Source organism: Candidatus Edwardsbacteria bacterium RifOxyA12_full_54_48 (assembly GCA_001777915.1).
Classification (GTDB): Bacteria; Edwardsbacteria; AC1; order AC1; family EtOH8; genus UBA2226.
Genome location: MFFN01000006.1, coordinates 55,381 through 77,675 on the forward strand (window position 1 = coordinate 55,381; position 22,295 = coordinate 77,675).

The following is a 22,295-nucleotide window of genomic DNA, read 5'->3' on the forward strand; positions in this document are numbered from 1 at the left end:
TTATTTGCTATCTTGATTTCCTTTGGATTTTAAGGGACCTTCACCAAACTGCTCTACAATTGAGTTGTAAATATCTTCTTCAAATTTATTTAACTTTTCTTTTGCGTCATATTCCCATAAAATAAATTGGCGGTGATTTACATCAAAATGGGTATGCCGTTCCTCTTTTATAATTCCCTTTTTCCATTGATCATTTATCTTGTATTCGCCTTCATTTTCTGCCTCTTTATTATCAAACCAATCTTTTTTACAGGTCCAAATAACATTTAGACCTAAACCCTTCGCAAAACCTGCCTCAAAATATACACCTGCACGTTGCCCGGTAAAATCGGCAATCATAAATTTACTTTTTTGTATTTCCGCTAATATTTGCGATGTCACTTCATTGTCGTGTTTTACATCCGGTATAATCATAGGTTTATAACCAGCCCTTTCAATTGCCTTGCTAATATAGTCCAGATATACTTTATTCATTTCATCAGTAAACCACATTGCAATAAAGCACTGCTCTGAAACATTTTTAATTATTGAAAGATCCTGTATTTTCTTCCAACCATCTACTGTGATTTTATAACCCTGAGAACCTCTGTTTTGTTTAAAGAAATTTATTTCATCTAAATATTTAAGATAATATTTAAATTCGTTTTCATCAACGCAATAACCAAGTGCATAATCTTTTACTGGGTTGATCTCAATATCAGAACTCGGGTTATTAGCTAAACGTGATAAATTTATAAGTAATTTATCAATTTTATCTGGTACGGTTTTTGGAGCTTGTTGAATCGCAGTTGTAATAAATGTTTTAAAATCATTCAATTTAATATCAATGGTCCGGTTAAGTAACGTTAACTCTCTTGTATAGCCAATAAATTGAGACCGGTTTTCATTAGTAATTTCGTATGGTTTTCTTGTCTTAATATTGTCATAACTCAATGAATATTCTAGAGAATAATTACCACAACATTGACATTCAATACTTGCTATACATAATAATGGTGCGTCTGTCCTATTAATAACTGTATTGACATCTGGATTGCCGCAAATAATACAACCACTGATCTTTTCCATATTAGACTCCAAATATAATTATTGTTCTTCTTTCCAAATTCTTACAGAACTGGCCTTGAACACCGCATACACCCTGCTGCCCTTCTGCAAACCCATCTCGTCCCACGAGGCCTTGGTAATGGCCACGTCCAACGCCACGCCTCCGTTTTGCGACATACTCTGGCGTGCAAGCACGCCCACGTCCACCGTAGCCTTGTACAACCCGCCCTCGGAAACTGCCTCGGTAACAACTCCCTCCAGCACATTGCGGGCGCTGCTGACTAATTTCTGCGATGACAAAATTATCTCATTGGGATTAAGGCTGGCCATGGCCGGGCCTTCCAGCTCTGTTACAATCTCGAACGATACACCATTGATCTTAAACGATTTCCTATTTCCGATATTTTCAATTTGCCCGGCAAATATGTTGTCCCGTCCCAGAAACTTGCCCCAAAAGGCCTGGTCGCCTTTGTGCAGAACATCCTGGGCCGTGCCGGAGATGGAGATCACCCCGTCGTTGAGGAACCACACCCAGTCGGCTATCCGCTCCACCTGCCACAGATTGTGGGTGGCCAAAACCACTTTCTTGCCCCGGGAGGCCAGCTCCAGAATGGTCTTTTCTATCAGCTTGGCGCTCAAGGGGTCCAGATTGGCGGTGGGCTCGTCCAGAAAAACCACCTCCGGGTCCAGCGCCAGCACCCGGCCCAAGGCCACCCGCTGGATCTCCCCGGCCGAGAGGGTCCTGGCTTCGCGTTTCCCAAAACCTTTTAATGACAGCACCTCCAGCGCCTGGTCCGACCTTCTTCTCCGCTCTGCAGGGGACACGCCCCTAACCCGCAAACCGTATTCCAGGTTGTAGCGCACCTTGCCGGACAGCATCACCGCCGGGTTGTGGATCAGGCCCATCTTCTTTCTGATGCCCGACGAATGCACCACCGCATCATATCCCTCGCTGTCCCGGGTCTTGTATTTAAGGGTCCCTCCGTCGCTTTTTTCCAGCAGGGCCAGCATCCGCATCAAAGTGGTCTTGCCCGAACCGTTGGGACCGACCAGGGCATAGATGCCTGAATTATCGATGGTCAGCGAAACGTCCTTCAGCACGGCCTTGCCGTCAAAGCTTTTGGAGATGTTTTGGGCCGTTATCTTCATCGCCCGGCCCTCCCCTGCACTGCCTGAAGGACGATGTTTATCCCGATGGCCACTATCAAAAGCACCAGTCCCAGTGCGATCCCCAGCTCAAAGTTGCCCTTGATGGTCTCCAGCGCAATGGCGGTGGTCATCACCCGGGTCTCGCCTTTGATGTTGCCGCCCACCATCATGGTCATGCCGGTCTCGCCCAGCACCCGGGAGAAACCGGTGATGAAGGCCGCGGCCAGGGCAAAGCGGACCTCCCGCATTATTCCCAGGATCAGGTGCCACCGGCCGGCCCCCAGGGTGATCATGGTCTCCTTCACCCGGTGCCCCAAAGACTGCAGGGCCGAGATGCTCAGGCCAGTCATCAGCGGGATGATCAGCAGGGTCTGGGCGATGATGATGGCCGAGGGCGTATACAGCAGGCGCCAGAAACCCAGCGGCCCCGAGCGGGACAGAAGCAGATAGCAGACCAGCCCTATCACCACCGCGGGGATGGCGATGAAACTGTTGACCGTTCCGATGACGATCCTCTTGCCCCTGAATTCGTTCTGGGTGACGGCCAGGGATAGCGGGACGGCCAAAACTACGGCGATCAGCGAAGAGGCCAGAGAGACCTGCAGGGACAAAAGCACTATCTGCCAGATCTCGGGGTCGAATTTCAGCAGCAGGCCTAGGGCCTGCTGCATGCTTTGGATCAAATTGAACATGATACGATGATACCAAAATTGAATTTAAAAGACAATGAAAATGATAGGAGCGCAGGCCTGCGCTCCTATTGCATCTTCGTTTTAAGGTGTCAGTTAGAATTTGACCTGCAATTGGGCCATCAAAACATTATTCTTCACCGGACGAAGCGCCATATCTTCCAGTTTGACATCATAGTTCAAGGTAACCTTGGTATTGGGATTCAGGAAATAATCGGCGCCCAGATTGCAAATGACGACCCGGCTTTCCTGCTTGCCCCACCAGGCGGTGATCCCGTCGGTAACCAGGTCCCAGGAACAGTTTTCGCGGTACATATCGCCGCGGACATTGACCTTCAGTTTGGACAGGGGCACATAGCCCACCGTCAGATAACCTCCGCGCATCAGGTTCCGGTCCAATCCCGCCTGCTTTACCTTGACCGCGCCGACCATGACGGAATCGGTGGCCAGGACCTTGTCATCCTGCCCTATCATGAGCTCGCCCCGGGCGAACAGCTTACCCATTTCATAATTGGCCTCCAGCCCGGCGTGGCGGTTGTAAAGGCTCTTCCCCACCAGGTTCTGGGTGCCGTATTCCACCGAGCCGCCCACGGTCATGCCCGCCAGCGGCGCATAGACAATGCGAGAAACGACCGTCTTTGACGAATTGGCGTCCTTTTCGTTGTAGGGGGAACCATTGCCCACCGAAAGCGAGTAATTCAGGTCATTCCAGACGCCGAAGCCCATCACGCCAACCTCCCGGTTGCTGGCGTTGAACTTCCCGGTGAGCTGGGCGGCGTTGACGAAATCCATGCTGGTGGCCGCCAGCATCTGTTCATATCCGAAAGGCCGCTTGTACTGGCCCACCCGGAAGGAATAAAGCTTGGAGGGTTTCCAGTCGGCGTAGGCGTCAAACAGCCAGGTGGCATAGACCGTGCTGGTGCTTACCTTGGTGGCCTTGTTTGACTGCAGACAGATCCGGTAGGCTAGGTTGCTCCATGCGTCGCCGCTGACCACGATGGCCGCGTCCTTGGCCTCGAAACCCGAGGGAGGGTTGACCAGGGTGTCGTGATACAGGGTGTCCATGTAGGTAATTTTGAGCCAGCCCGAAACCTTGAAGGTGGGATAGGCCTGTTTGGCGTCGGTCTTGACGTCAAAGGCAAAGGCTGATCCGGCTAAGGCAAAGACCATGGCCAGTAATAATATTCTCTTCATTATCTCTCTCTTTTAGATATTTGGTTGTTTGTTTTTGCATCGGGAATGTACAGGGGCTCGCCGAATTTGTCCATGCCCGAGACCCGGATCATTTCCTGCACTTCGGGCGAGAGCATGAATTTCACAAACTTTACCGCCAGGTCGTAGTTGATATGGGGATACTTGGCCGGCGACCCGGTGATGATCCGGATGTAATTGAGCATCAGCTGGTCGCGCTGGCAGACGATCTTGAGGTTCGGGTAATCCTTGCTGTAGGTCAGCCAGGTGGCCCGGTCGGCCAGGGTGTAGGCTCCGTCCTTGTTGGCCTTGGTTAATACCTTGACCGTGCCCAGCCCGGTCTCGGAATACCATTCGCTGTCGATGGGATCTATCCCGGCGGACTGCCACAGGGCCATCTCCTTCTGGTGGGTGCCGGACATGTCGGACCGGAAATAAAATTTGGACTTGACATCCCGCACTTTGGCCAAAGCGGTCTTGACGTCGGGCAGCGAACTGTCGATACCGGCCGGGTTGTCCAGCGGCCCCGCCAGCACGAAGTCGTTGTACATCAGGTCCCAGGCTTGGGTGCCGAAACCGGCCAGCAGCACCGCGTCCTCGGCCTTGCGGTCGTGAACTATGGCCACGTCAGCCGCCCCGGACTGCAGCAGCCCAAGGGCCTTGCCGGTGGGCAGGGAATACAGCAGTATCCTGCAGTCATTCTGCAGTTCGAATTTGGGCAGCAGGTCGGTGTACAGCCCGGTATCGTAGGGGCTCATGGTGGAGGCCACGATCAGGGTCTGCCCGGCCAGGGCCCAGGAGCTTAATGAAAGGATTATTATACCAATTAATGCGGTCTTTTTCATCTATTTCTTCTCCGCCGCCGGGTAGAACAGGGGCTGGCCGTACTTGTCCACGCCGTACTCGGCGATCAGCTTCTGGCCGCGCTCCGAGGTCAGGAAGTCCGAGAACTTTTTGGCCAGCGAATAATTGACGAACGGGTACTTGGCCGGGGCCACCAGCATGATGTGATAGGGGTTGAACAGTTCCTGGTCGCCCTCGGTCAGGATCGGAAGTTCAAACTCCTTCTGGTGGGCCAGATAGGTGCCGCGGTCGGTCAGGCAGTAAGCCCTTTTCTCGTTGGCTATGCGGAGCACCGCTTCCATCCCGGCTCCGGCCTGGAGATACCATGATCCCTTGGGGCTCAGCCCGGCCACCGCCCACATCCTCTCCTCTTTCTTGTGGGTGCCCGACTGGTCGGCCCGGGAGACGAAGGTTGCCTGCGAAGCCTCTATCTTCTTCAGCGCTTCGGCGGCGGAGGCCAGGCCCTTGATGCCGGCCGGATCCTCGGCCGGGCCCACTATCACGAAATCATTGTACATTAGGTATTTCCGTTCCACGAAAAAGCCTTCCTTGACCACCACTTCTTCGGCCACCGGGTCGTGGACCATCACGATGTCGGCGTTTCCGTCCTTGCCGTAGCGGATGGCGGCCCCGGTGCCCACCGCTATGATCTGCACCTTGCAGCCGTTCTCCTTTTCGAAGATGGGGACCAGGAAATCCAGCAATCCCGAATCCATGGTGCTGGTGGTGGTGGCCAGGACCAGCTTGGGCTTGTCCTTGGCCTGGGCCACGGGGACCAGCAGGGAAAGGACCAGAAGCAGTGACAGGGACAGTGTTGCAAACCTCTTCATTTTTCCTCCAGAACAGTTAATGATTATATGGGTGATATAAAATAATGAAAAGCCCATCCTGTAAGGAACAGGATGGGCTGCAGATTGCTACGGACAAACCCGAAGCAAAGTTAATCGCAACCTCTCCTTTCCAAACACGGGAGGCAAGACCGTTTCCAGTCCTACCCTTGTCCGCCCTTTTCGGGGGAACCGTCCCGTCATCCATGGCATTTAAGCTTTAGAAAAACGGGATCGGAGATTCAATTTGTGATTATATCAGAAATGCAGATTTCTGTCAAATTTTACTGTTTCCGGTTCACCATGGCCGCGGCGGCCTGGTCAGTGGCAGTGATGATCATCTGCTCTATGTTGACATGCGGCGGCCGGGAGCAGGCCCACACCACCGCTTGGGCGATATCCCCGGCCGTCAGCGGTCTCACCCCCTGGTACACTTTTGCGGCCCGCTGGGAGTCCCCATGAAAGCGCACCAGGGAGAATTCCGTCTCCGCCATGCCGGGATCGATGCTGGTTACCCGGATATCGCTGCCAAAGAGGTCCATCCTCATGGCCTTGTTGAGGGCCCTGACCGCATATTTGGTGGCGTTGTAGACGTTCCCTCCGGGGTAGACCTCGTGTCCGGCGATGGAGCCGATGTTGACGATATGCCCGGAGTTCCGCTGGACCATGCCCGGAAGCACCGCCCGGGTAACATAGAGCAGGCCCTTGATATTGGTGTCTATCATCTCCTCCCAGTTCTGGATGACCCCTTCCTGGATCTTCTCCAGCCCCCGGGACAGCCCGGCGTTGTTCAGCAGGATATCGACATTAGCCCATTCCGCCGGCAGGCCTTCTATGGCCTTCTGGACCGCCTTCTGATCCCTGACATCCAGCGATATGGTGAGCACCTCTGCCTTGTGTTCCTTGGACAGTTTGGCGGCCAAAGCATCCAGCCGTTCTTTGCGCCGGGCTGCCAGGATCAGCCTGGCGCCATGCTTGGCGAACTCAACCGCGCAGGCCTGGCCGATGCCGCTGGAGGCCCCGGTGATAAAGATTACTTTGCTTTCTAACAGCGTCATAACACACTTTCTTAAAGATATGTTTTTCTCCGCTTTCTCTTTGAAGAGAAAGCTACAAAGAGAACTATCGCTACACCGCTGCCCGGAAGCTATGTTATCCAGCTGCCTAAATGTCTTGACCACGAAACAGGGCACCCGCAGACAAAACATTCTTAACGGCAGCTTTTTGCCGGACAGCAGCGCTGATGCGATCCAGGGGGGTGATACCGGGGCCCCGCCTTTCAGTGGAGCGGCGCATGCTTCAGCCCCGATAAAGCAGTCATTGCGTTATTTGCATCCTGCTTGTTCTGGTTCAATGAATGCCGGGACGTAGGTCTTACTAACCGCGGAGCTGGGCGGGAAAGACTCCCTTAGTTTGCCGAGCAAGCAGACTACCTCAGGACAAGCCTTTGCTTACTTCCGGCGCCTGCCCTGAAAATAGCAACCCGCCTTGGGTTTGAAAGGTCATAACAAAGTAACATATTGTTTCATATTATTTCTTTGATCAATATGACTTCTTCCGGCTTCGTATTTGAAATATTGATGCATCTTTGAAGCCGATGGGCCGCTTCCCGCCCCTTCTGCTCATCATTGCAAAGCACTTTGACCATGGTGTCCCCTGCTTTGACCTGGTCGCCGATCCTGCGTTCAAAGATGAATCCGGCCGAGGGATCGATCACATCATCCATCTTCAGCCGGCCGCAGCCCAAAAAGACCCCTGTCATGCCCACCTCGCGGTTATCCATGGAGGAGATGTATCCGGATCGCTCCGCTTTTGCCTCGATGACATGCTTGGCCTGGGGCAGCACTTTCTTATAGTCATCGGCCACTTTGGCATCCCCGCCGTGGGCCGCTACCATCTCCCTGAACTTCTCCAGCCCCTGACCGGAAGAGACTATCTGCTCAAGGACCCGTTTGCCCGATTCTGCATCCTGGGCCCGTTCGCCCATCACCAGCATCTCGGCTCCCAGGGCATAGGTCAACTCCATCAGGTCGGCAGGGCCCTTGCCTTTAAGACAGTCCACGCATTCCTCTATCTCCAGAGCATTGCCCACCGCCCGGCCCAACGGCTGGTTCATATCGGTGATCAGGGCCTTCATCTTTTTGCCCATTCCCTGCCCAATGGCCGTCATGGTTTTGGTCAGCGCCAGGGCGTCCTGCTGCTTCTGCATGAAGGCCCCGCTGCCGGTCTTGACGTCCAGCACCAGCCCGTCGGCCCCCTCGGCCAGCTTCTTGGACATGATGGACGCGGCTATCAGCGGAATGCAGTCCACCGTGGCGGTGACGTCGCGCAGGGCGTAGAGTTTCTTGTCGGCCGGAGCCAGGTCCGGGGTCTGCCCCATCATGGCCAGCCCGATCCGGGCCAAAGTATGCCGGAACTCATCGTATGAAAAGTTGGTGCGGAAACCCTGTATGGATTCCAGCTTGTCCAGCGTTCCGCCGGTGTGGCCCAGCCCCCGGCCTGAGACCATCGGCACCGGCACTCCGGCCGCGGCCACCATCGGGGCCAGGATGATGGATACCTTGTCCCCCACCCCGCCGGTGGAATGCTTGTCAATTTTTATGCCGGGAATATCCGACAGGTCGAACACCTTTCCGGAGTTCATCATGGCCATGGCCAGTTCGGTGGTCTCCTGTGCCGTCATGCCTTTCAGGAAGATGGCCATCAGCAGGGCCGAGGTCTGGTAATCGGGAATGGCGCCTGAGGTATAATTGGCGATGAACCATTTGATCTCGTCCGGCGTAAGCTCGCCGCCATTGCGCTTTTTATAGATGATCTCGTAAGGGGTCATAAAGCCTCCGATCTATAATATGGAAAGCCAAATATTCCGGGGATCAAAACTTTAAAATAAATGTCACCAGGAACGGCACCAATATGGTCAGCACCACCCCGCTGAAAACGGATATGATGGCATACTCCTTGCCGGTGAATCTGGTGATCACGGGAAGCGTGGTATCCATGGAGGTTGCCCCTCCGGAAGCTATCGGGGCCAGCTTTCCGAAATACCGGACCAGCAGCGGTGTCCCCAGCAGGGTGATGATCTCCCGGAAGATGTTTGAGATCAGAGCCACCACCCCCAGGGCCTGGCCGCTGATCTGTCCTATGAAGATGCTGGAAAGGCTGTAATACCCGAAGCCCGCGCCGACCGCCAATGATTCCCGCAGGCTGATGTCTTTGAGGAATACTGATGCAAAAGCTGCGCCGGCCAGGGTGCCGGTGATAACGGTCAGCGGGACCAGGATTATCTTCAGCCTGGCGCTTTTAAGCACCGCCCAGGCTTTCTGGTCGGCTCCGATCGAGGCGCCGACCAGGAACATCAGCAGGTACAGGGCGTATGAGCTGAGATCGTTATTCAGCCAGGCTTCGGGAAGCAGGGGATATATTCCGGCCAGGGTCCCCAGCACGAAAAAGCCGACAATAATGAGAGAGTTCTTCATTCTTTTGCGACAAAGAATATCTGGTAGGTAAAATAGGAAAGGCCTACGCTCCCCGCCACCGCCCCTGCGGTCAGCGCTATGGCCGTCAGTCCCAGGGTTCCCAGATTCCTTATTATCGTCTCATTGGCTCCCACTGATATGCCCAGCAAAAAAAGCAACAAATATATGGCTAGATTGATGGCGCTACCGATATATCTTATAATTCTAGTCTTACGGCGGATCAAATATCCCAGGATGATCCCGGCGGTCATTATGATCAGAACTGTGAACATATGGTTTTTCAATATCTTTTATTTACGGTTATAATTTATCCCATCTTCCGCCAAAATACAAGCAAAAAAAAAGCTCCGGGGTGCCCGGAGCTTTCTGTGGCTTATTCGTGCACCGCTTTAAAGGTGCCCTGGTTCCATCCCAGCAAAGTCGTCCAGGTGTTGGCATCCTCCTGTCCATCTATGGTACATTTCTGGATAAAGCCTTCAAAGACCTCGATCCGGCCCGCCCGGCCGTCAATTGACTTCAGATCGACAAAACCTGACCACACCCCGATGGAGAACATATCTATCAGGCTGAAGATGGAGATGATGGACAGATCCCCCTCGAATTTCTTGGCCTTCTTGGCGAACAGCTTGATGGCCTCGTTGGAATATTTCAGTCTGATGTTGACGGCCTTGAGCAGCTCCTCCTTGTTTACCGGCTTGGTAAGATATTTTTGGGCGCCTATGGAGTACCCATAGATCCGGTTATCATGGCCCGTCTTGGCCGTCAAAAAAATGAACGGGATCGCCCGAAGGTTGGGATCTTCCTGCAAATGACGGCAAAACTCATAGCCATCCATATTGGGCATCATTATGTCCGAAACGACCAGGTCTGGCTTCTCGTTTTTAGCCCTTTCCAGCCCCTCCCGGCCATCGTTGGCTATAATGACATCATAGCCCTCTTTTTTCAATTCATAAGCCAATATTCTGGTTATGTTTGGCTCATCATCTACAATTAATAACTTATATGCTCTCATGGAGATAAATATAATATAAAAAAGCTTAAATGTCAATAATTTTTAATGACTTATGTTTTGATCATAAAGATTTGTTTTCTTTCCGATAAAATAAAGAATATGTAACCTTTTTATAAAATTAACGTATTTTAATTGAAAATCGATATTATTATAAACAAAATAAAGATTATTTATAATATTATTAATTATATTAATATTTATATTGACATTTTTAATATTTTATGTTATAATACAAATAATCAAACAGGAACTTATTAAACAACCCTCATACAAAGGAGAAATAAAATGAACCGCATCAACGCAATCATGGTCTATGCCGTGATCATAATCTGGACCGGAATTGTCTTGCTGCACGGCATTCCGAACAACGGCTTGAACGCCGGACCAAGAGGAAAAGGATCTGAAAGCAGGATCGTGAGAACCAAACATGTCTCCCCTGCCCCCGTCCTTGATCATCGGCTCGATTCATTGACCCCCCTCTACTATTGATCGAAAACTCAAATAAGGATGAATATAAAATGATCAAACAGATGCCCAAAGCCTGCCCGTCCTGCGGTGGAAACCTTTATGTATCGGAATTCAAATGCCCTGACTGCGATACCGCCGTCAGGGGTGAGTTCCACCTTTCCCCCCTGGGGAATCTGAGCGAGGATCATTTTGATTTCATACGGACCTTCGTGCTGTCGCGGGGCAACATCAAGGAGGTGGAAAGCCGTATGGGCATCTCCTACCCCACGGTCAGGAACAAGCTGGACGAAGTGATCCGGGCCCTCTCGGAACAGCAGGCCAATAAAATGGCCCCCGCCGAGGTACTGGATGCGCTGGAGGCCGGAAAAATAACCGCCTCCCAGGCGGCTGAAATGCTGAAAAACAACCAACAAGGAGAATAAGATGTCACAGGAAACCGTCAAAATACTTAAGATGCTGGAGGATGGCAAGATCAGTTCAAAAGAGGCTGAATCCCTGCTTTCGGCCATGGGCGGAAGCCGGCATCGCCACGCCTTCAGTGACCTCGGCATCGACCACAGCCAGTTAAAAGAGGAAATGGACGCCCTGCGCGACAATATCCACCACATAAATCCCGGCAGGATCGTGGCCGAGGCCATGGCCGGGGTCAAGGAGGGTTTGAAGGGATTGAAGGATATTCATATCGAAATGGATGACCTGCGCGGCTCCGAGAAGGCCCAGGAGAAAAAGGTGATCACCGTCCCGGCCCAGGGAGTCACCGTCCTGTCGGTCTCCCAGCCCCGCAGCGATTTCGAGATCACCGGGACCGACGGGGACCAGATCAGCATCAGGGCCGACATCCAGGTCTGGGCCGAGGAGCAGGATGAGGCCCAGGAAAAACTGAAGTCCCTGGGCATCACCACCGAGAATGATTCCGGCACTCTTCGCATAAAGGTGGACGGCCCCCCCTGGACCAAAAAACGCCGAACCAAGGTCGACTTCACCATAGAGATGCCCCGCCATATAAAAGCCGAGATCTCCTCGGCCAGCGGACAGATAACCGTCAGCCAGCTTCACAAAGGGACCAGTTTGAACACCGCCTCCGGTGATATTGAGATATCGGGCTGCCAGGGGGAGAACATTCTTTCCTCGGCCTCCGGGGATATCGCGGTCGCCAACTGCAGCCAGGCCTCCTTGAAAATAAACACCGCCAGCGGGGACATCGATGTCAGCGACTGCTCCGGAGACCTGGCCTTTCAGACGGTCGGCGGGGATGTCAGCGCATCGCTTTCGGGCAATGTCCAGGGGCAGACGGTCAGCGGGGATATCGATATAAAAGCCCAGAAGCCGGGCGAGATCAAGATCAACAGTACCAGCGGGGACATACAATTTAACGGCCTTATAAGCGAAGACAACCGGTCGGCCATAGCCACGGTCTCCGGCGATGTGTCCATCGGACTGGCCAGGGTTTCATCGGCAATGATAGAGGCCGGCACCGTCAGCGGGGACATAGACTGCGGCCTGGAGCTGACGGAGTCCCGCAAGAGCGGCCGCACATTATCGGGAAAGATCGGCGACGGCAAGGGGAACCTGACCGTCAAGACGGTCAGCGGCGATATCGGGATAAACTAAAACTGAACAATGAAGGATTGAACAATGAGAAAGACCGCAAAAAAGATCTTCTGGGGACTTTTCTGGGTGGCGGCCGGAGTGGCCGTTCTTCTCTCCAACTACGGCAGCATAAATTGGCATTTCTCCCTGGCTAGGGACTGGCCGGCAGTGTTCATATTGATCGGCCTCTCCGACCTGATAGAATCGTTAACCTAAACCAATATAAACAAGGAGAAAGAAATGTTCTGTTTTTACGAGAACCGGCCCCGCAAACTGTTATGGGGATTGTTCTGGCTGGCCCTGGGAGCCTTCCTGCTGCTCTCCAACTACGGGGTGATCGGCTACCAGTTCTCTTTCAGCCGGGACTGGCCCATACTGCTGATCGCCTGGGGCATCATGAAGATCATCGACACCCTGGCCTGGCGCAAAGGGAAAAAGGACCATATCACCGTTCTGCAAAGCGAAGGCGACAGCCAGTCCCGGGCCCAGATATTAAAGGCGGTGGAGGACGGCCAGATGAGCGCCGAAGAAGCCGCCCGGAGGCTCAAAAACCTGTAAACAATGTCAGGGCAATTCATGAATTGCCCCAACAAGGAGGATGGAACATGTCAGAAGAAAGATTACGGATCCTCAAGATGGTCGAAGATAAGAAGATCACCGCCGAGGAGGCCGCCAAACTGCTGTCAGCCATGGACTCCCCTGCCTCCCAGGGCAAGGCCCACTGGCTCAAGGTCCGGGTGTTCGACAAGGATTCCGAAAAGCCCAAGGTCCGGGTGACCGTGCCGCTGAGCATTTTGAAGATAGCCGGCAAGCTGGGCGGAAAATTTTCGGTGATGATGCCGGAGGAGGCCAAGGCCCAGATGGAGGCCAAGGGCATCAAACTGGACGCCGAAAGTCTGGAGAACATCGAGCAGTTGTTCGATGAGCTGGCGGTGAACGGCCGCTACCAATTGGTCAACGTAGAGGACGACCAGGACGGTCAAAGGGTCGAGGTGTACATAGATTGACCGGCCGGAAAAACAAAGCCCCGCCAAACGGCGGGGCTTTGAGCATACCGTACCCAGGGAATGATCTGCGGGGATCAGTCTTGATCATGAATATCCGCGTTCCATTAACCTCACAGCAGGTCGCTGGCCAGCTCGGCCAGGTGGCTCCGCTCCCCCTTGAGCAGGTTGACGTGGGCAAAGACCTGCTGTCCCTTCATCCGGTCCACCAGGTAGGTCAGCCCGTTGGACTGGCTGTCCAGGTAGGGCGAATCGATCTGATAGATGTCCCCGGTGAAGATTATCTTGGCCCCCTCCCCCGCCCGGGTGATGATGGTCTTGACCTCCAGCGGCGTCAGGTTCTGGGCCTCGTCCACGATGAAGAAGATGTTGGACAGGCTGCGGCCCCGGATGAAGGCCAGGGCCGAGATCACCAGCTTCTCGTTCTGGATCATGTCGTTGATCTTGTTGTGTTCCTTGCTCTCCGGCGAGAAACGGTGCTTGATAACCGCCAGGTTGTCCCACAGCGGCTCCATGTAGGGATCGATCTTGGACTTGATGTCCCCCGGCAGGAAGCCGATGTCCCGGTTGGCCAGGGGCACCACCGGCCGGGCCAGGTAGATCTGGTGGAACTGCCGCCGCTGCTCCAGGGCCGCCGCCAGGGCCAGCAGGGTCTTGCCGGTGCCGGCCTTCCCGGTGATGGCCACCAGCTGGATCTCCGGCTGCATCAGGGCGTCCAGGGTGATGGTCTGCTCGGCATTGCGGGGCTCTATGCCGTAGGCCTGGCGCTTGACCACCCGTTCCATGGCCTTTTTCTCGGCATTGAAGCGGCATAGCACGCTGGAGCTGTTATTCTTGAAGATGAAATACTGGTTGGGGGACGGCGGGGACATTTTGGGCAGGATGTCCAGGGCCACGCTGTAGGGCTCCTCGTAGAATTTGTTGATGATGGACTTCTCCAGGTCCTCCATCACCTGGGCCCCGGCATACAGCTTGTCCACATGCTGGATCTTGCCGGTCTCGTAATCCTCGGCCGGGATGCCCAGGGATTTGGCCTTCATCCGCAGATTGATATCCTTGCTGACGATGATCACCGGGCGGCCCTTTAAGGTCTTGCAGAACTGATCGGCCAGAGCCAGGATCCGATGGTCGGCCTTGTTGGCGGCAAAAGCGTGATATATCAGCTCCGAGTGGGGATCCTCCACCTCCACGTAAAGCCTCCCTTTCCCTTTTCCCAGAGAAACGCCCTTGGTGAATAACTGGTCCCCGGCCAGTTTGTCCAGTTCCCGGATGAACTCCCGGGCCTCGAAATTTATCAGGTCGCTGCCCTTCTTGAACTTGTCCAGCTCCTCCAGCACCACGATGGGGATGACGATGTCATGTTCCTCAAAATGATTGATACAGGTGTGATCGTACAGGATCACGTTGGTGTCCAGCACGAACAGCTTCTTCTTGACTGCTTTCATGATCGTCCTGTTTTGGCGTTAATGGTTTTAGTTTTGAGGACCAATATAAAAGCCGAGATCTTTATGATCTCGGCTTTTTGTTTTTATCTGACCAATGCCATCCTTCTGGTTTCGGTCCGGTTGGGAGCCTGCAGCTGGTAGAAATACAGCCCGGCCGAGACCTGGCGCCCGGCCTGGTCCCTTCCGTCCCAGGCCACGCTGTAGCGCCCGGTCATCTGGTGCTCATCCAAAAGGGTCCTGACCAGCTGCCCGGCCACGTTGTAGACCGACATTTTCACCCTCCCTTCGGCCGCCAGCTGGTAGCTGATAGAGGTCCGGCCGGAGAAGGGATTGGGCAGGTTCTGGCCCAGCACCGTGGCGGTGGGCACCGAGAAGGTCTTGCCCAGCACCTGTTTGGCGTATTCACCGCTGCCGACGATGATCCGGAACTCCCTGGTCTGCTCGCTGGATTCCGGTATAAAACTGTAGACCTTTTCGCCGGCGATGTTCACCGAGACCTGCCGGGTCAGGTCGGCCAGAAAACATTCCATTCCCGCCGGGAACTCGGCCGGCAGGTTTACGGCCAATTTGGTCTGCCCGTTGCACTCCACCGCGAAGTTCCAGACCTGCCCCTCGCCTATCTCGGGTCGGATGTCGGTGCAGAACTGGTCGTCGGCCAGCCGGAAGTAGCCGGAGGTCCCGGTCAGCCCGGAGGGCGGCTCGGGGTAATCATATTGATCGCGTTCAATTGAAGCATCCGCGCTGAGGCCGAAATAATTATGATCCGATCCACCCTGGTTCTCCACCACCACCAAAGCCTGCCAGCCATCGGGAGACTTTACCACCGCCGTCTTGCCGTCCTTCTTTTTGGCCGAGGTGGGATATATCTCCAGATAAGTAGGAGATCCGAGGTCATTCTTGAAACTGAACCCCTGGAAGCTGGCAAAACTCATATTGGCGGTGACCTCGGTCGGCAGCAGCCAGCGAATCCCATCATAATAATAAGGCCCAGCTATACTGCCAGAATACGTGGGAAGAGAGAAACCCTCAAGATATACGTTGTCCCAGTTAATATCGAACATGAACGGCGTCCCCAGGTCGTTCCAGCCGGTATACAGGTCCAAGCTGCAGGGTTTGGACTGGTTGAAATCACCGTAGCTGGAAATTGCCCCCGGGAAGGTGATGTTACTGGGTCCGACCCTGCGATTAAGCCAGTAGGCCCTGCCCAATTCGCTGATCGTGGTGGCGGTGGTTATCTCATGATAGCCGGAGCCGCTCCAGTTGAACAAACGCCATTTGGTGTTGTCATACGGCCCCAGAAGGTTGGATATTTGTCCGAATATGTTCGAGCCGATGGCATAGGCCGGAATGGAGATCATCTGCCACTTGTCATAGGTGAACGGGGTGGCGGGAACCTGGCCGTTCATGTAAACCGAATGGATGTAATAATCGCCCATGTTCGGGTAATAGCTGACGTTGCCGGCTGAATCCATCGCTTCCACCTGGTATTGCACCCCCTCCATGCCTATCTCGTTGCCGTTGATGCTGGTCTGGTACTCCCCTGGGCTGGTCTCGTTCAAGGCCCGGGAGAAGTTATAGCCGTTGTAGCCGGCCGTTCCCCAGTATACCGTGACCGATCCCATTTTTTTGTCATCGTTGGCGAAGACGGTGAACGGAGAATATGGAGATCCGGCGTAAAGCGGATCGGTGCTGCATTTGACGGAAGTTATGGACGGTGGCGTATAATCGTAGTCCTCGGTGCTAAAATTCCAGGCATAGCTGGATACCTGGTTGTTGCCGGCCAGATCCTTGGCATCGGTCACAGTAAAACTGACGGACTGTCCGGCGGCAAAATCGTTGTGGGTCAGTGTAACGGTGTCTCCGGTTATGTTCCACGACTCGAACCAGCCCATGGGATCCGGCGAGCAGGTAAAGGCGAAATTACCAGCTGTGGAGTAGTTTATCGGTTCGGAGAATCCGATCACGATCACGCGGCCGACTGCCACCGATATCTCTCCGTCATAGGGCTCGTTGTAGTTCACCCAGGGGGAAGTCTGGTCGATGGTGAAGGTGGGAATGCTGTAATAACCCGACCAGTTGCCGGCCGCGTCCCTGGCCCGGACCCGCCAATAATAGAAATAATCGCCATAGGCCGACAGGTCTATGTTTACTCCGGCGGTTGAAATGGTGGAATCGTTGATTATCGGGCTGGTAAAGGATCCGTCAATATTGTCTACCTGGAGATTATAAGCCACGGCGCCGTCCACGGCAAACCAGGAGAAATTAACGCTGGTGGTGTTCAGGATGGAAGCATCCGCCGGGGTTGACGGTATGGGAGCATCGGGCGGGGTCATATCCAGGGTCAGCCTTCGCACCGGCGACCAGTTGGAGCTGTCGGATGGTACGTAAACCTTTACCCGCCAGTAGAATTTTCCTTCCGGAGTAAGATAGGGGCTTAACCCCATTGTGGATGTATCGGCCGCATAACTGTTGACCACCGATATGGTGCTGAAAGTGGAATCATCCGTGACCTGTATCATGTAGCCGATGCCAGCCACCGGGTGCCAGTAAAAATCCTGAATCTGATTGTTGACTAAAGCGTCCTGGGGCGGGTTGGCCAGCGGCGGCGGATTGGGGGCAAACGGGTGATAAGCCCAGACGCTGTCGCTTTGCTGGCTGGTATTGGCGTTGAATCCGCCCATTATATATATTACGTTGCCATACCCGGCCGCCCCGGCCCGGCACAACGGCTCGGGCAGTGAATCGCCCAAAGTCCAGACATTGGCTTGGGGGTCATAGATATCCACCCGGCGGGTGACGGTGCCCGACAGGTCCACGATCCCGCCCATCACGAATATCTTGTTGTTGACCACCGCCCCGGCCGCCTGCCAGCGGGCCGGCCCGGGCATGCTGGTCTTAACTGTCCAGGTGCCGGGATAACCGCTGCTATCGTATTCGATCACCGAGTTCAGCAAAGCCCCGGTATGGCTCAGGCCTCCGATCACGTAGATATGGGAATTTCCGTCGCCCCCCGTTGCCCCGGCCACCACCGCGTTCCTGCGGCCCTGGGGCATGGCTTTGACGTAGATCGGCGGACCACCGTAGATGTCGAGACGCTCCACGGTAGAATCGGCCGATGCCCCCAGGCTGCCGCCCACCGCATAGAGGTACTGCCCGTACATCCGCACCAGGCCATGGTTCATCCTGGGGGTCAGGGAATAGCCGGCTAAAGTATCCCAGTCGTAGATATACCGGGCGAACTTCATAAGCCGGTTGCTGATCCGCATCCCGTCGCTATCCCAGCCGCCGTGGCAATATACGGTATCCCCCACGCTGGTCGCCGCGGCGCCGATCAGGCTGAAGGGAAGCAATGACAACCCGGTCCAACTATTGTCCAGGGTATAATGGGAGGCCATATTGGTGGCCCCGCCCGGCATGGTCCCTCCGATCACCGCGATGCCGTCCTTGCTGACCGAGGCATCGCGATAAAAGCTGACGGCGGCGTCATCCACCCCGCCAATGTTTGGCAGATGGTCCACCATCTGGTAATAGCCGGCCATTGCCGGCAGCGCCATGACCGATAAGATCAGTATATATATTATTTTTTTCATCTTCTTCACTCCTTAAGGCCTGGTTGGCGGGGCTGGAATGGTTGTGTCCGTGGTGGGCGGTGGTTCCTCGCCGGTGTCGGAGGAGCCTCCCGCCAGGGCCGCGGCGGTGCCGGCCGCCACTGCGCCGATGCCGCCCCAGAACCACCACTTGGCGTAGATGGGCTTTTTGCCGGAGCCGGAATCGGACTTGAGGGCCTGTTCATTGACCTTCTTGTCCTGTTTCTTGGGGGCGGCGTCGCTCTGGACCGAGGCCGCCAGGGTGTAGGCCACGTTCTTCATCACCGTGGTCAGCAGCCTGTCTATCTCCCCGGTGTAGTCCTCGGTGACGCTGCGCTCGATCCGCCCGGTGCGGACGTCAATCATCCGGATGTTGACGGTATAGGTCTTTCCCACCTTGCCCAGGCTGCCGGAGACCATCTTCTCCACCCCGATCAGCTGGCCCACCTCCATGGCGCAGGCATCGGTGTTGCAGGCCCCGGACTGCTGAAAGCCCTGCTCTTTGAGGATGTCCTGCATCTTTCCCCGCTCCATGGCATCGAAGACCCCGGTGCGGAAAAGCTCGGTGCGCAGGCGGTCGGACAGGGCCGAAACCTCGGTCTCGGGAACCCCCTTGGGCTCCAGGTCCAGAATAGCCACCGTGGTCTTGCGGGCGGTCTGGGCCCGGCACAGCTCGGCGGCCATCGGAGATAAAAGCAACAACAATGTCAGCAAAGTTGACATGATTTTCATCATAGATCCCCCATACGATTAAGGCATTAACTTGTGTATGACCAGTATGATACCCGAATAAATATTGATAGTCAAGCTGAAATTTAACAAAAAAGACAGGATAGTCGATAAAACTACCCTGCCTGAACTTTTCCGGCCCCCAGCACGACAGCGGAAGCATTTTTCGCCTGACCTTCCAGTTGCCCCAAAAGCCTCCCCAGCCATCCCCGGTGAGGTATCCGTAAAATAAAAAAATCCGGGGTTTTATTACCGGGATATTAATGGACCAAACCTATTATGCCGCCGGCTCCGGCGTCAACCGGAGGCCGGAATGGTATCGTCGCCAAAATGTTTTTTAATTGCCAGGATCTCATCCTGGACGGCAAAGAAAGCATCAGCTACATCCGGATCAAAATAGCCACCGCTGCCTTCCCTGATAATTGCCAATGATATCTCCACCGATAGCGGCTCTTTATAGGGTCTTTTGGAGGTAAGGGCGTCAAATACATCCGCCACCGCCACTATCCGGCTGGAGATGGGGATCTCGGTGCCCCTTAGGCTGTTTGGATAACCGCTGCCATCCCACTTTTCATGATGGTGCAGCGCGATGGTCTCTCCCATCTTTATGAATTCGGCATCCGATCCCTTAAGGATGTTGGCTCCTATGACCGTATGCTGCTTCATTATGCCCCATTCTTCCTGGTTGAGCTTGGAGGGTTTTGTCAGTATCCGGTCGGATATGCCTATTTTCCCGACATCATGCATGGGCGCTGCGTAAAGGATGGTTTCAATTTCGCTTTCACTCAGTTTCAAACTTCGGGCGATGGCCGTGGAATAAAGGCTGATGCGCTTGATATGCGCTCCCGTTTCCTGGTCCTTGTACTCCGCCGCTATGGACAGCCGGTAGATCGTCTCCAGCGAGGCATCTTTTATCTTTTTCAGGGCCTGCTTTAGTTCCTCGGTCCTGCCGGCCACCTCGGACTCCAGTTCTTCCCGATAATTGCCCATCAAATCGTTATAGGCCTTGACCTTTAGCAGGGACCGGACCCGGGCTAAAAGCTCCATCTTGTCAAAAGGCTTCGAAACAAAATCGTCACAACCAGCTTCGATCCCCTTTACCCGGTCTTCCGTTTCCCGCAATGCTGTAACCAGAATTATCGGAAGCAGCCTGGTTTTGTCATTCTGCCTGACCCTGCGGGTTACTTCAAAACCATCCATGCCGGGCATCATCACGTCCAGCAGGATCAGATCGATTTGATTGCCGGAAAGTTTTTCCAGCGCCTCTTCCCCGCTGGCCGCCATGATAATTTCATAACCCTGCGGAACAAGATGCGCCTCAATCAGCTCAATGTTTTGGGGTTGGTCATCAACCACCAGGATCACCGGTTTGTTTTTCATCCCCATCTCTTTCGTATTTGCCGGTACAGGCCCCCAGCCGTGGTCAGCCGCAGCGGTTTTTGCCATTATGCCATTTCATTTTAGCCGGAGCATCCCATAGGTTATTTTTACGGTTCTCATTTTTCAACGCCGGCAAGCGGGAGCGTGAAACGGAAAACACTGCCCCCTCCGTTCCGGTCTTCCACCCATATTTTCCCGCCATGAAGCTCCACCGCAAGTTTGCAGAAGGTCAGACCAAGTCCGGTTGAACCCCGAATGCGTTTTTCCTTCGTTTCGACCGTCGCAAATTTATCGAATACCTTCTGTTTGTGTTCGTCGGGAATGCCGCTGCCGCTGTCCGAAACGGAAACCACCGCATATGGTGATTTTTCGTCCCTTCTGCTTTCAACCATAATGATGCCCAGTTTGGGCGTATAACGGATCGCGTTTGACAGCAGGTTCTGGACGATGCGCTCAACCAGGTCCTTTTGAATCTTGACCATGATGCGTTTTTTGGGGTTTTCATGGAACAATTGAATGTCCTTTCCGTTGAGCATCGGGGTCATTACTTTTATGGCCGAGGAAAGCACTTCATTCATTTCGTGATCTTCAGCGTTGATCACCATTTCATTGTTTTCCATCTTTGCCATGTCCAGCAGGTTTGCTATCATGCCGGTCAGCATTATGACGCTTTGGGTTGCCTTTTCCACATATATTGAATCCTGCTTTTCAAGTTTGTTTGACATTGCCAATAAGCCCAAATAACCCATAATACCGGCCAGGGGGCTTCGCAGATCATGGACGATGAACGAGGTCAGGCTGTCCTTCATCTCATCCAGCACTTTGATCTCCCGGTAGTTGTTTTCAACCTTATCGTAAAGGGTTTTGATTTTTATTAAATTACTGACCTTCAGCTTCAATTCGGTTGAATCGAACGGTTTTGACAAAAAGTCGTCGGCTCCGCTCTCTATCCCTTTGAGGCGTGAATCTCTGCTGCCCAGGGCGGTAATCATGATCACCGGTAGATATTCCGCCCTTTTTTTCAATATCCTGCAGACCTCAAATCCGTTCATGCTGGGCATCATCACATCCAGCAGGATCAGATCGATTCGGCTGTTGGAAATTATCTCTAACGCTTCCTGGCCGCTGGCCGCCTTGACGATCTCATAACCATGGGGGACAAGATATGCTTCCAGCAACTCAATGTTAAGGGGCTGGTCATCAACCACCAGGATCACCGGTTTAGCTTTCATTTCATTCTCTTTTATTGGTTGGGCCTTTCGATATGCCGGATGACTCACATGATAAATTGCCGGACCTCCTGGGCAAAGGTGCGGGTGTTGATCGGTATGCTGATAAAACCGCTTTTGGTTATGCTTCTTATCTCTTCCATGCCGTCCTCTATTAAAGAGGCCGCCATGAAAACAATGGGAATGGCGTAGGTCTCTATGTCTTGCCGCAATAGCAGGGCAACTTCGGAGCCGTACATGTCCGGGGGCCGCATAGCCATGATTATGATGTCCGGCTTTTCTTTTTTAGCCAGGATGATCCCGTTTGAAGCATCATCGGCCGCAAACACCTCGAAACCGGCGAACTCCAAAAGGTCTTTTTCCAACGCCACATTGCTTCTATTATCATCTATCAACAAGGCTTTCTTTCGCAGATGCAGACGGACCTCCTTGACAAAGGTGCGGGTGTTTATGGGTTTGCTGATAAACCCGCTGTTGGGTATGTTTCTTATCTCATCCATATCGTCTGCCAGTACAGAAGCGGTGACAAAAACAATGGGAACATTACAGATCTCTTTGTTTCGGCGCAATGCCTTGGCAGCTTCCGTGCCGCGCATATCCGGAAGCCTCACATCCATAATAATGATATC

At 53.7% G+C, this 22,295-nt stretch carries 22 protein-coding genes and 1 other annotated feature; of the genes, 5 read left to right on the forward strand and 17 right to left on the reverse strand.

The window, feature by feature from the left end; all coding sequences use genetic code 11:
- The 11 genes from A2273_00230 to A2273_00280 form a co-directional block, all read right to left on the reverse strand.
- Positions 1-816 carry a hypothetical protein gene (locus A2273_00230; GenBank protein ID OGF06677.1) on the reverse strand — a complete coding sequence of 272 codons (816 nt, stop codon included), beginning with the start codon at positions 814-816 and terminating at the stop codon, positions 1-3.
- Between the two features lie 270 nt (positions 817-1,086).
- Positions 1,087-2,196, reverse strand: a complete 1,110-nt coding sequence (locus A2273_00235; protein ID OGF06678.1) for a hypothetical protein — start codon at positions 2,194-2,196, stop codon at positions 1,087-1,089.
- The gene (locus A2273_00240) at positions 2,193-2,888 is read right to left on the reverse strand and encodes an ABC transporter permease (GenBank protein OGF06679.1); all 696 of its coding nucleotides are present in this window, start codon (positions 2,886-2,888) and stop codon (positions 2,193-2,195) included. Before A2273_00240 ends, A2273_00235 begins: the two co-directional genes overlap by 4 nt.
- A gap of 93 nt (positions 2,889-2,981) precedes the next feature.
- Positions 2,982-4,079, reverse strand: coding sequence for a hypothetical protein (locus tag A2273_00245; protein ID OGF06680.1), 1,098 nt, complete (start codon positions 4,077-4,079; stop codon positions 2,982-2,984).
- The gene (locus A2273_00250) at positions 4,079-4,921 is read right to left on the reverse strand and encodes a hypothetical protein (protein OGF06681.1); all 843 of its coding nucleotides are present in this window, start codon (positions 4,919-4,921) and stop codon (positions 4,079-4,081) included. The genes A2273_00245 and A2273_00250 overlap by 1 nt, the downstream gene beginning before the upstream one ends.
- Positions 4,922-5,749, reverse strand: coding sequence for a tungsten ABC transporter substrate-binding protein (locus A2273_00255; protein OGF06682.1), 828 nt, complete (start codon positions 5,747-5,749; stop codon positions 4,922-4,924). It lies immediately after the preceding gene.
- A 107-nt stretch (positions 5,750-5,856) separates the two neighbouring features.
- Positions 5,857-5,995 (reverse strand) — a binding site (molybdenum cofactor riboswitch).
- 35 nt (positions 5,996-6,030) lie between these two features.
- The gene (locus tag A2273_00260) at positions 6,031-6,804 is read right to left on the reverse strand and encodes an NAD(P)-dependent oxidoreductase (protein OGF06683.1); all 774 of its coding nucleotides are present in this window, start codon (positions 6,802-6,804) and stop codon (positions 6,031-6,033) included.
- Positions 6,805-7,271: 467 nt separating this feature from the next.
- Entirely contained in the window at positions 7,272-8,576 is a 1,305-nt protein-coding gene (locus A2273_00265) for a hypothetical protein (protein ID OGF06684.1), read from the reverse strand.
- Between the two features lie 43 nt (positions 8,577-8,619).
- Positions 8,620-9,222 carry a hypothetical protein gene (locus A2273_00270; protein OGF06685.1) on the reverse strand — a complete coding sequence of 201 codons (603 nt, stop codon included), beginning with the start codon at positions 9,220-9,222 and terminating at the stop codon, positions 8,620-8,622.
- Positions 9,219-9,494, reverse strand: a complete 276-nt coding sequence (locus A2273_00275; GenBank protein OGF06946.1) for a hypothetical protein — start codon at positions 9,492-9,494, stop codon at positions 9,219-9,221. Before A2273_00275 ends, A2273_00270 begins: the two co-directional genes overlap by 4 nt.
- Before the next feature lie 101 nt (positions 9,495-9,595).
- On the reverse strand, positions 9,596-10,168 hold the full coding sequence (locus tag A2273_00280) for a hypothetical protein (protein ID OGF06686.1): 573 nt from the start codon (positions 10,166-10,168) through the stop codon (positions 9,596-9,598).
- 351 nt (positions 10,169-10,519) lie between these two features.
- Here A2273_00280 and A2273_00285 point away from each other — a divergent pair, with 351 nt between their 5' ends.
- The 5 genes from A2273_00285 to A2273_00305 all read left to right on the forward strand — a co-directional run bounded on the left by A2273_00285 (position 10,520) and on the right by A2273_00305 (position 13,299).
- A complete protein-coding gene (locus A2273_00285; protein ID OGF06687.1) occupies positions 10,520-10,723 on the forward strand; it encodes a hypothetical protein in 204 nt (67 codons plus the stop codon).
- Between the two features lie 29 nt (positions 10,724-10,752).
- Positions 10,753-11,124, forward strand: a complete 372-nt coding sequence (locus A2273_00290; GenBank protein OGF06688.1) for a hypothetical protein — start codon at positions 10,753-10,755, stop codon at positions 11,122-11,124.
- Position 11,125: 1 nt separating this feature from the next.
- Positions 11,126-12,313, forward strand: a complete 1,188-nt coding sequence (locus A2273_00295; protein ID OGF06689.1) for a hypothetical protein — start codon at positions 11,126-11,128, stop codon at positions 12,311-12,313.
- A gap of 219 nt (positions 12,314-12,532) precedes the next feature.
- Complete coding sequence (locus A2273_00300; GenBank protein OGF06690.1) at positions 12,533-12,850, forward strand: hypothetical protein; 318 nt, start codon at positions 12,533-12,535, stop codon at positions 12,848-12,850.
- Between the two features lie 47 nt (positions 12,851-12,897).
- Positions 12,898-13,299: a hypothetical protein gene (locus A2273_00305; GenBank protein OGF06691.1), complete on the forward strand. Its 402-nt coding sequence runs from the start codon at positions 12,898-12,900 to the stop codon at positions 13,297-13,299.
- Positions 13,300-13,409: 110 nt separating this feature from the next.
- On the opposite strand, the gene A2273_00310 is transcribed toward A2273_00305, so the two are convergent.
- The 6 genes from A2273_00310 to A2273_00335 form a co-directional block, all read right to left on the reverse strand.
- Complete coding sequence (locus tag A2273_00310; GenBank protein OGF06692.1) at positions 13,410-14,741, reverse strand: phosphate starvation-inducible protein PhoH; 1,332 nt, start codon at positions 14,739-14,741, stop codon at positions 13,410-13,412.
- An 83-nt stretch (positions 14,742-14,824) separates the two neighbouring features.
- Entirely contained in the window at positions 14,825-18,331 is a 3,507-nt protein-coding gene (locus A2273_00315) for a hypothetical protein (GenBank protein ID OGF06693.1), read from the reverse strand.
- Positions 18,332-18,343: 12 nt separating this feature from the next.
- Positions 18,344-19,063 (reverse strand): hypothetical protein, encoded by a 720-nt coding sequence (locus tag A2273_00320; protein ID OGF06694.1) that lies wholly within the window; start codon positions 19,061-19,063, stop codon positions 18,344-18,346.
- Between the two features lie 291 nt (positions 19,064-19,354).
- Positions 19,355-20,437, reverse strand: a complete 1,083-nt coding sequence (locus A2273_00325; protein OGF06695.1) for a two-component system response regulator — start codon at positions 20,435-20,437, stop codon at positions 19,355-19,357.
- Between the two features lie 116 nt (positions 20,438-20,553).
- The gene (locus A2273_00330) at positions 20,554-21,669 is read right to left on the reverse strand and encodes a hypothetical protein (protein OGF06696.1); all 1,116 of its coding nucleotides are present in this window, start codon (positions 21,667-21,669) and stop codon (positions 20,554-20,556) included.
- A 44-nt stretch (positions 21,670-21,713) separates the two neighbouring features.
- Positions 21,714-22,016, reverse strand: coding sequence for a hypothetical protein (locus tag A2273_00335; protein ID OGF06947.1), 303 nt, complete (start codon positions 22,014-22,016; stop codon positions 21,714-21,716).
- Positions 22,017-22,295: the final 279 nt, after the last annotated feature.

What these genes read in the sequence shown, in the direction of transcription:
- A2273_00235 (OGF06678.1), bottom strand. Translation starts at nt 2,196, where the DNA reads ATGAAGATAACGGCCCAAAACATCTCCAAAAGCTTTGACGGCAAGGCC.
- A2273_00240 (OGF06679.1), bottom strand. Translation starts at nt 2,888, where the DNA reads ATGTTCAATTTGATCCAAAGCATGCAGCAGGCCCTAGGCCTGCTGCTG.
- A2273_00245 (OGF06680.1), bottom strand. Translation starts at nt 4,079, where the DNA reads ATGAAGAGAATATTATTACTGGCCATGGTCTTTGCCTTAGCCGGATCA.
- A2273_00250 (OGF06681.1), bottom strand. Translation starts at nt 4,921, where the DNA reads ATGAAAAAGACCGCATTAATTGGTATAATAATCCTTTCATTAAGCTCC.
- A2273_00255 (OGF06682.1), bottom strand. Translation starts at nt 5,749, where the DNA reads ATGAAGAGGTTTGCAACACTGTCCCTGTCACTGCTTCTGGTCCTTTCC.
- A2273_00260 (OGF06683.1), bottom strand. Translation starts at nt 6,804, where the DNA reads ATGACGCTGTTAGAAAGCAAAGTAATCTTTATCACCGGGGCCTCCAGC.
- A2273_00265 (OGF06684.1), bottom strand. Translation starts at nt 8,576, where the DNA reads ATGACCCCTTACGAGATCATCTATAAAAAGCGCAATGGCGGCGAGCTT.
- A2273_00270 (OGF06685.1), bottom strand. Translation starts at nt 9,222, where the DNA reads ATGAAGAACTCTCTCATTATTGTCGGCTTTTTCGTGCTGGGGACCCTG.
- A2273_00275 (OGF06946.1), bottom strand. Translation starts at nt 9,494, where the DNA reads ATGTTCACAGTTCTGATCATAATGACCGCCGGGATCATCCTGGGATAT.
- A2273_00285 (OGF06687.1), top strand. Translation starts at nt 10,520, where the DNA reads ATGAACCGCATCAACGCAATCATGGTCTATGCCGTGATCATAATCTGG.
- A2273_00290 (OGF06688.1), top strand. Translation starts at nt 10,753, where the DNA reads ATGATCAAACAGATGCCCAAAGCCTGCCCGTCCTGCGGTGGAAACCTT.
- A2273_00295 (OGF06689.1), top strand. Translation starts at nt 11,126, where the DNA reads ATGTCACAGGAAACCGTCAAAATACTTAAGATGCTGGAGGATGGCAAG.
- A2273_00300 (OGF06690.1), top strand. Translation starts at nt 12,533, where the DNA reads ATGTTCTGTTTTTACGAGAACCGGCCCCGCAAACTGTTATGGGGATTG.
- A2273_00305 (OGF06691.1), top strand. Translation starts at nt 12,898, where the DNA reads ATGTCAGAAGAAAGATTACGGATCCTCAAGATGGTCGAAGATAAGAAG.
- A2273_00310 (OGF06692.1), bottom strand. Translation starts at nt 14,741, where the DNA reads ATGAAAGCAGTCAAGAAGAAGCTGTTCGTGCTGGACACCAACGTGATC.
- A2273_00315 (OGF06693.1), bottom strand. Translation starts at nt 18,331, where the DNA reads ATGAAAAAAATAATATATATACTGATCTTATCGGTCATGGCGCTGCCG.
- A2273_00320 (OGF06694.1), bottom strand. Translation starts at nt 19,063, where the DNA reads ATGATGAAAATCATGTCAACTTTGCTGACATTGTTGTTGCTTTTATCT.
- A2273_00325 (OGF06695.1), bottom strand. Translation starts at nt 20,437, where the DNA reads ATGAAAAACAAACCGGTGATCCTGGTGGTTGATGACCAACCCCAAAAC.
- A2273_00330 (OGF06696.1), bottom strand. Translation starts at nt 21,669, where the DNA reads ATGAAAGCTAAACCGGTGATCCTGGTGGTTGATGACCAGCCCCTTAAC.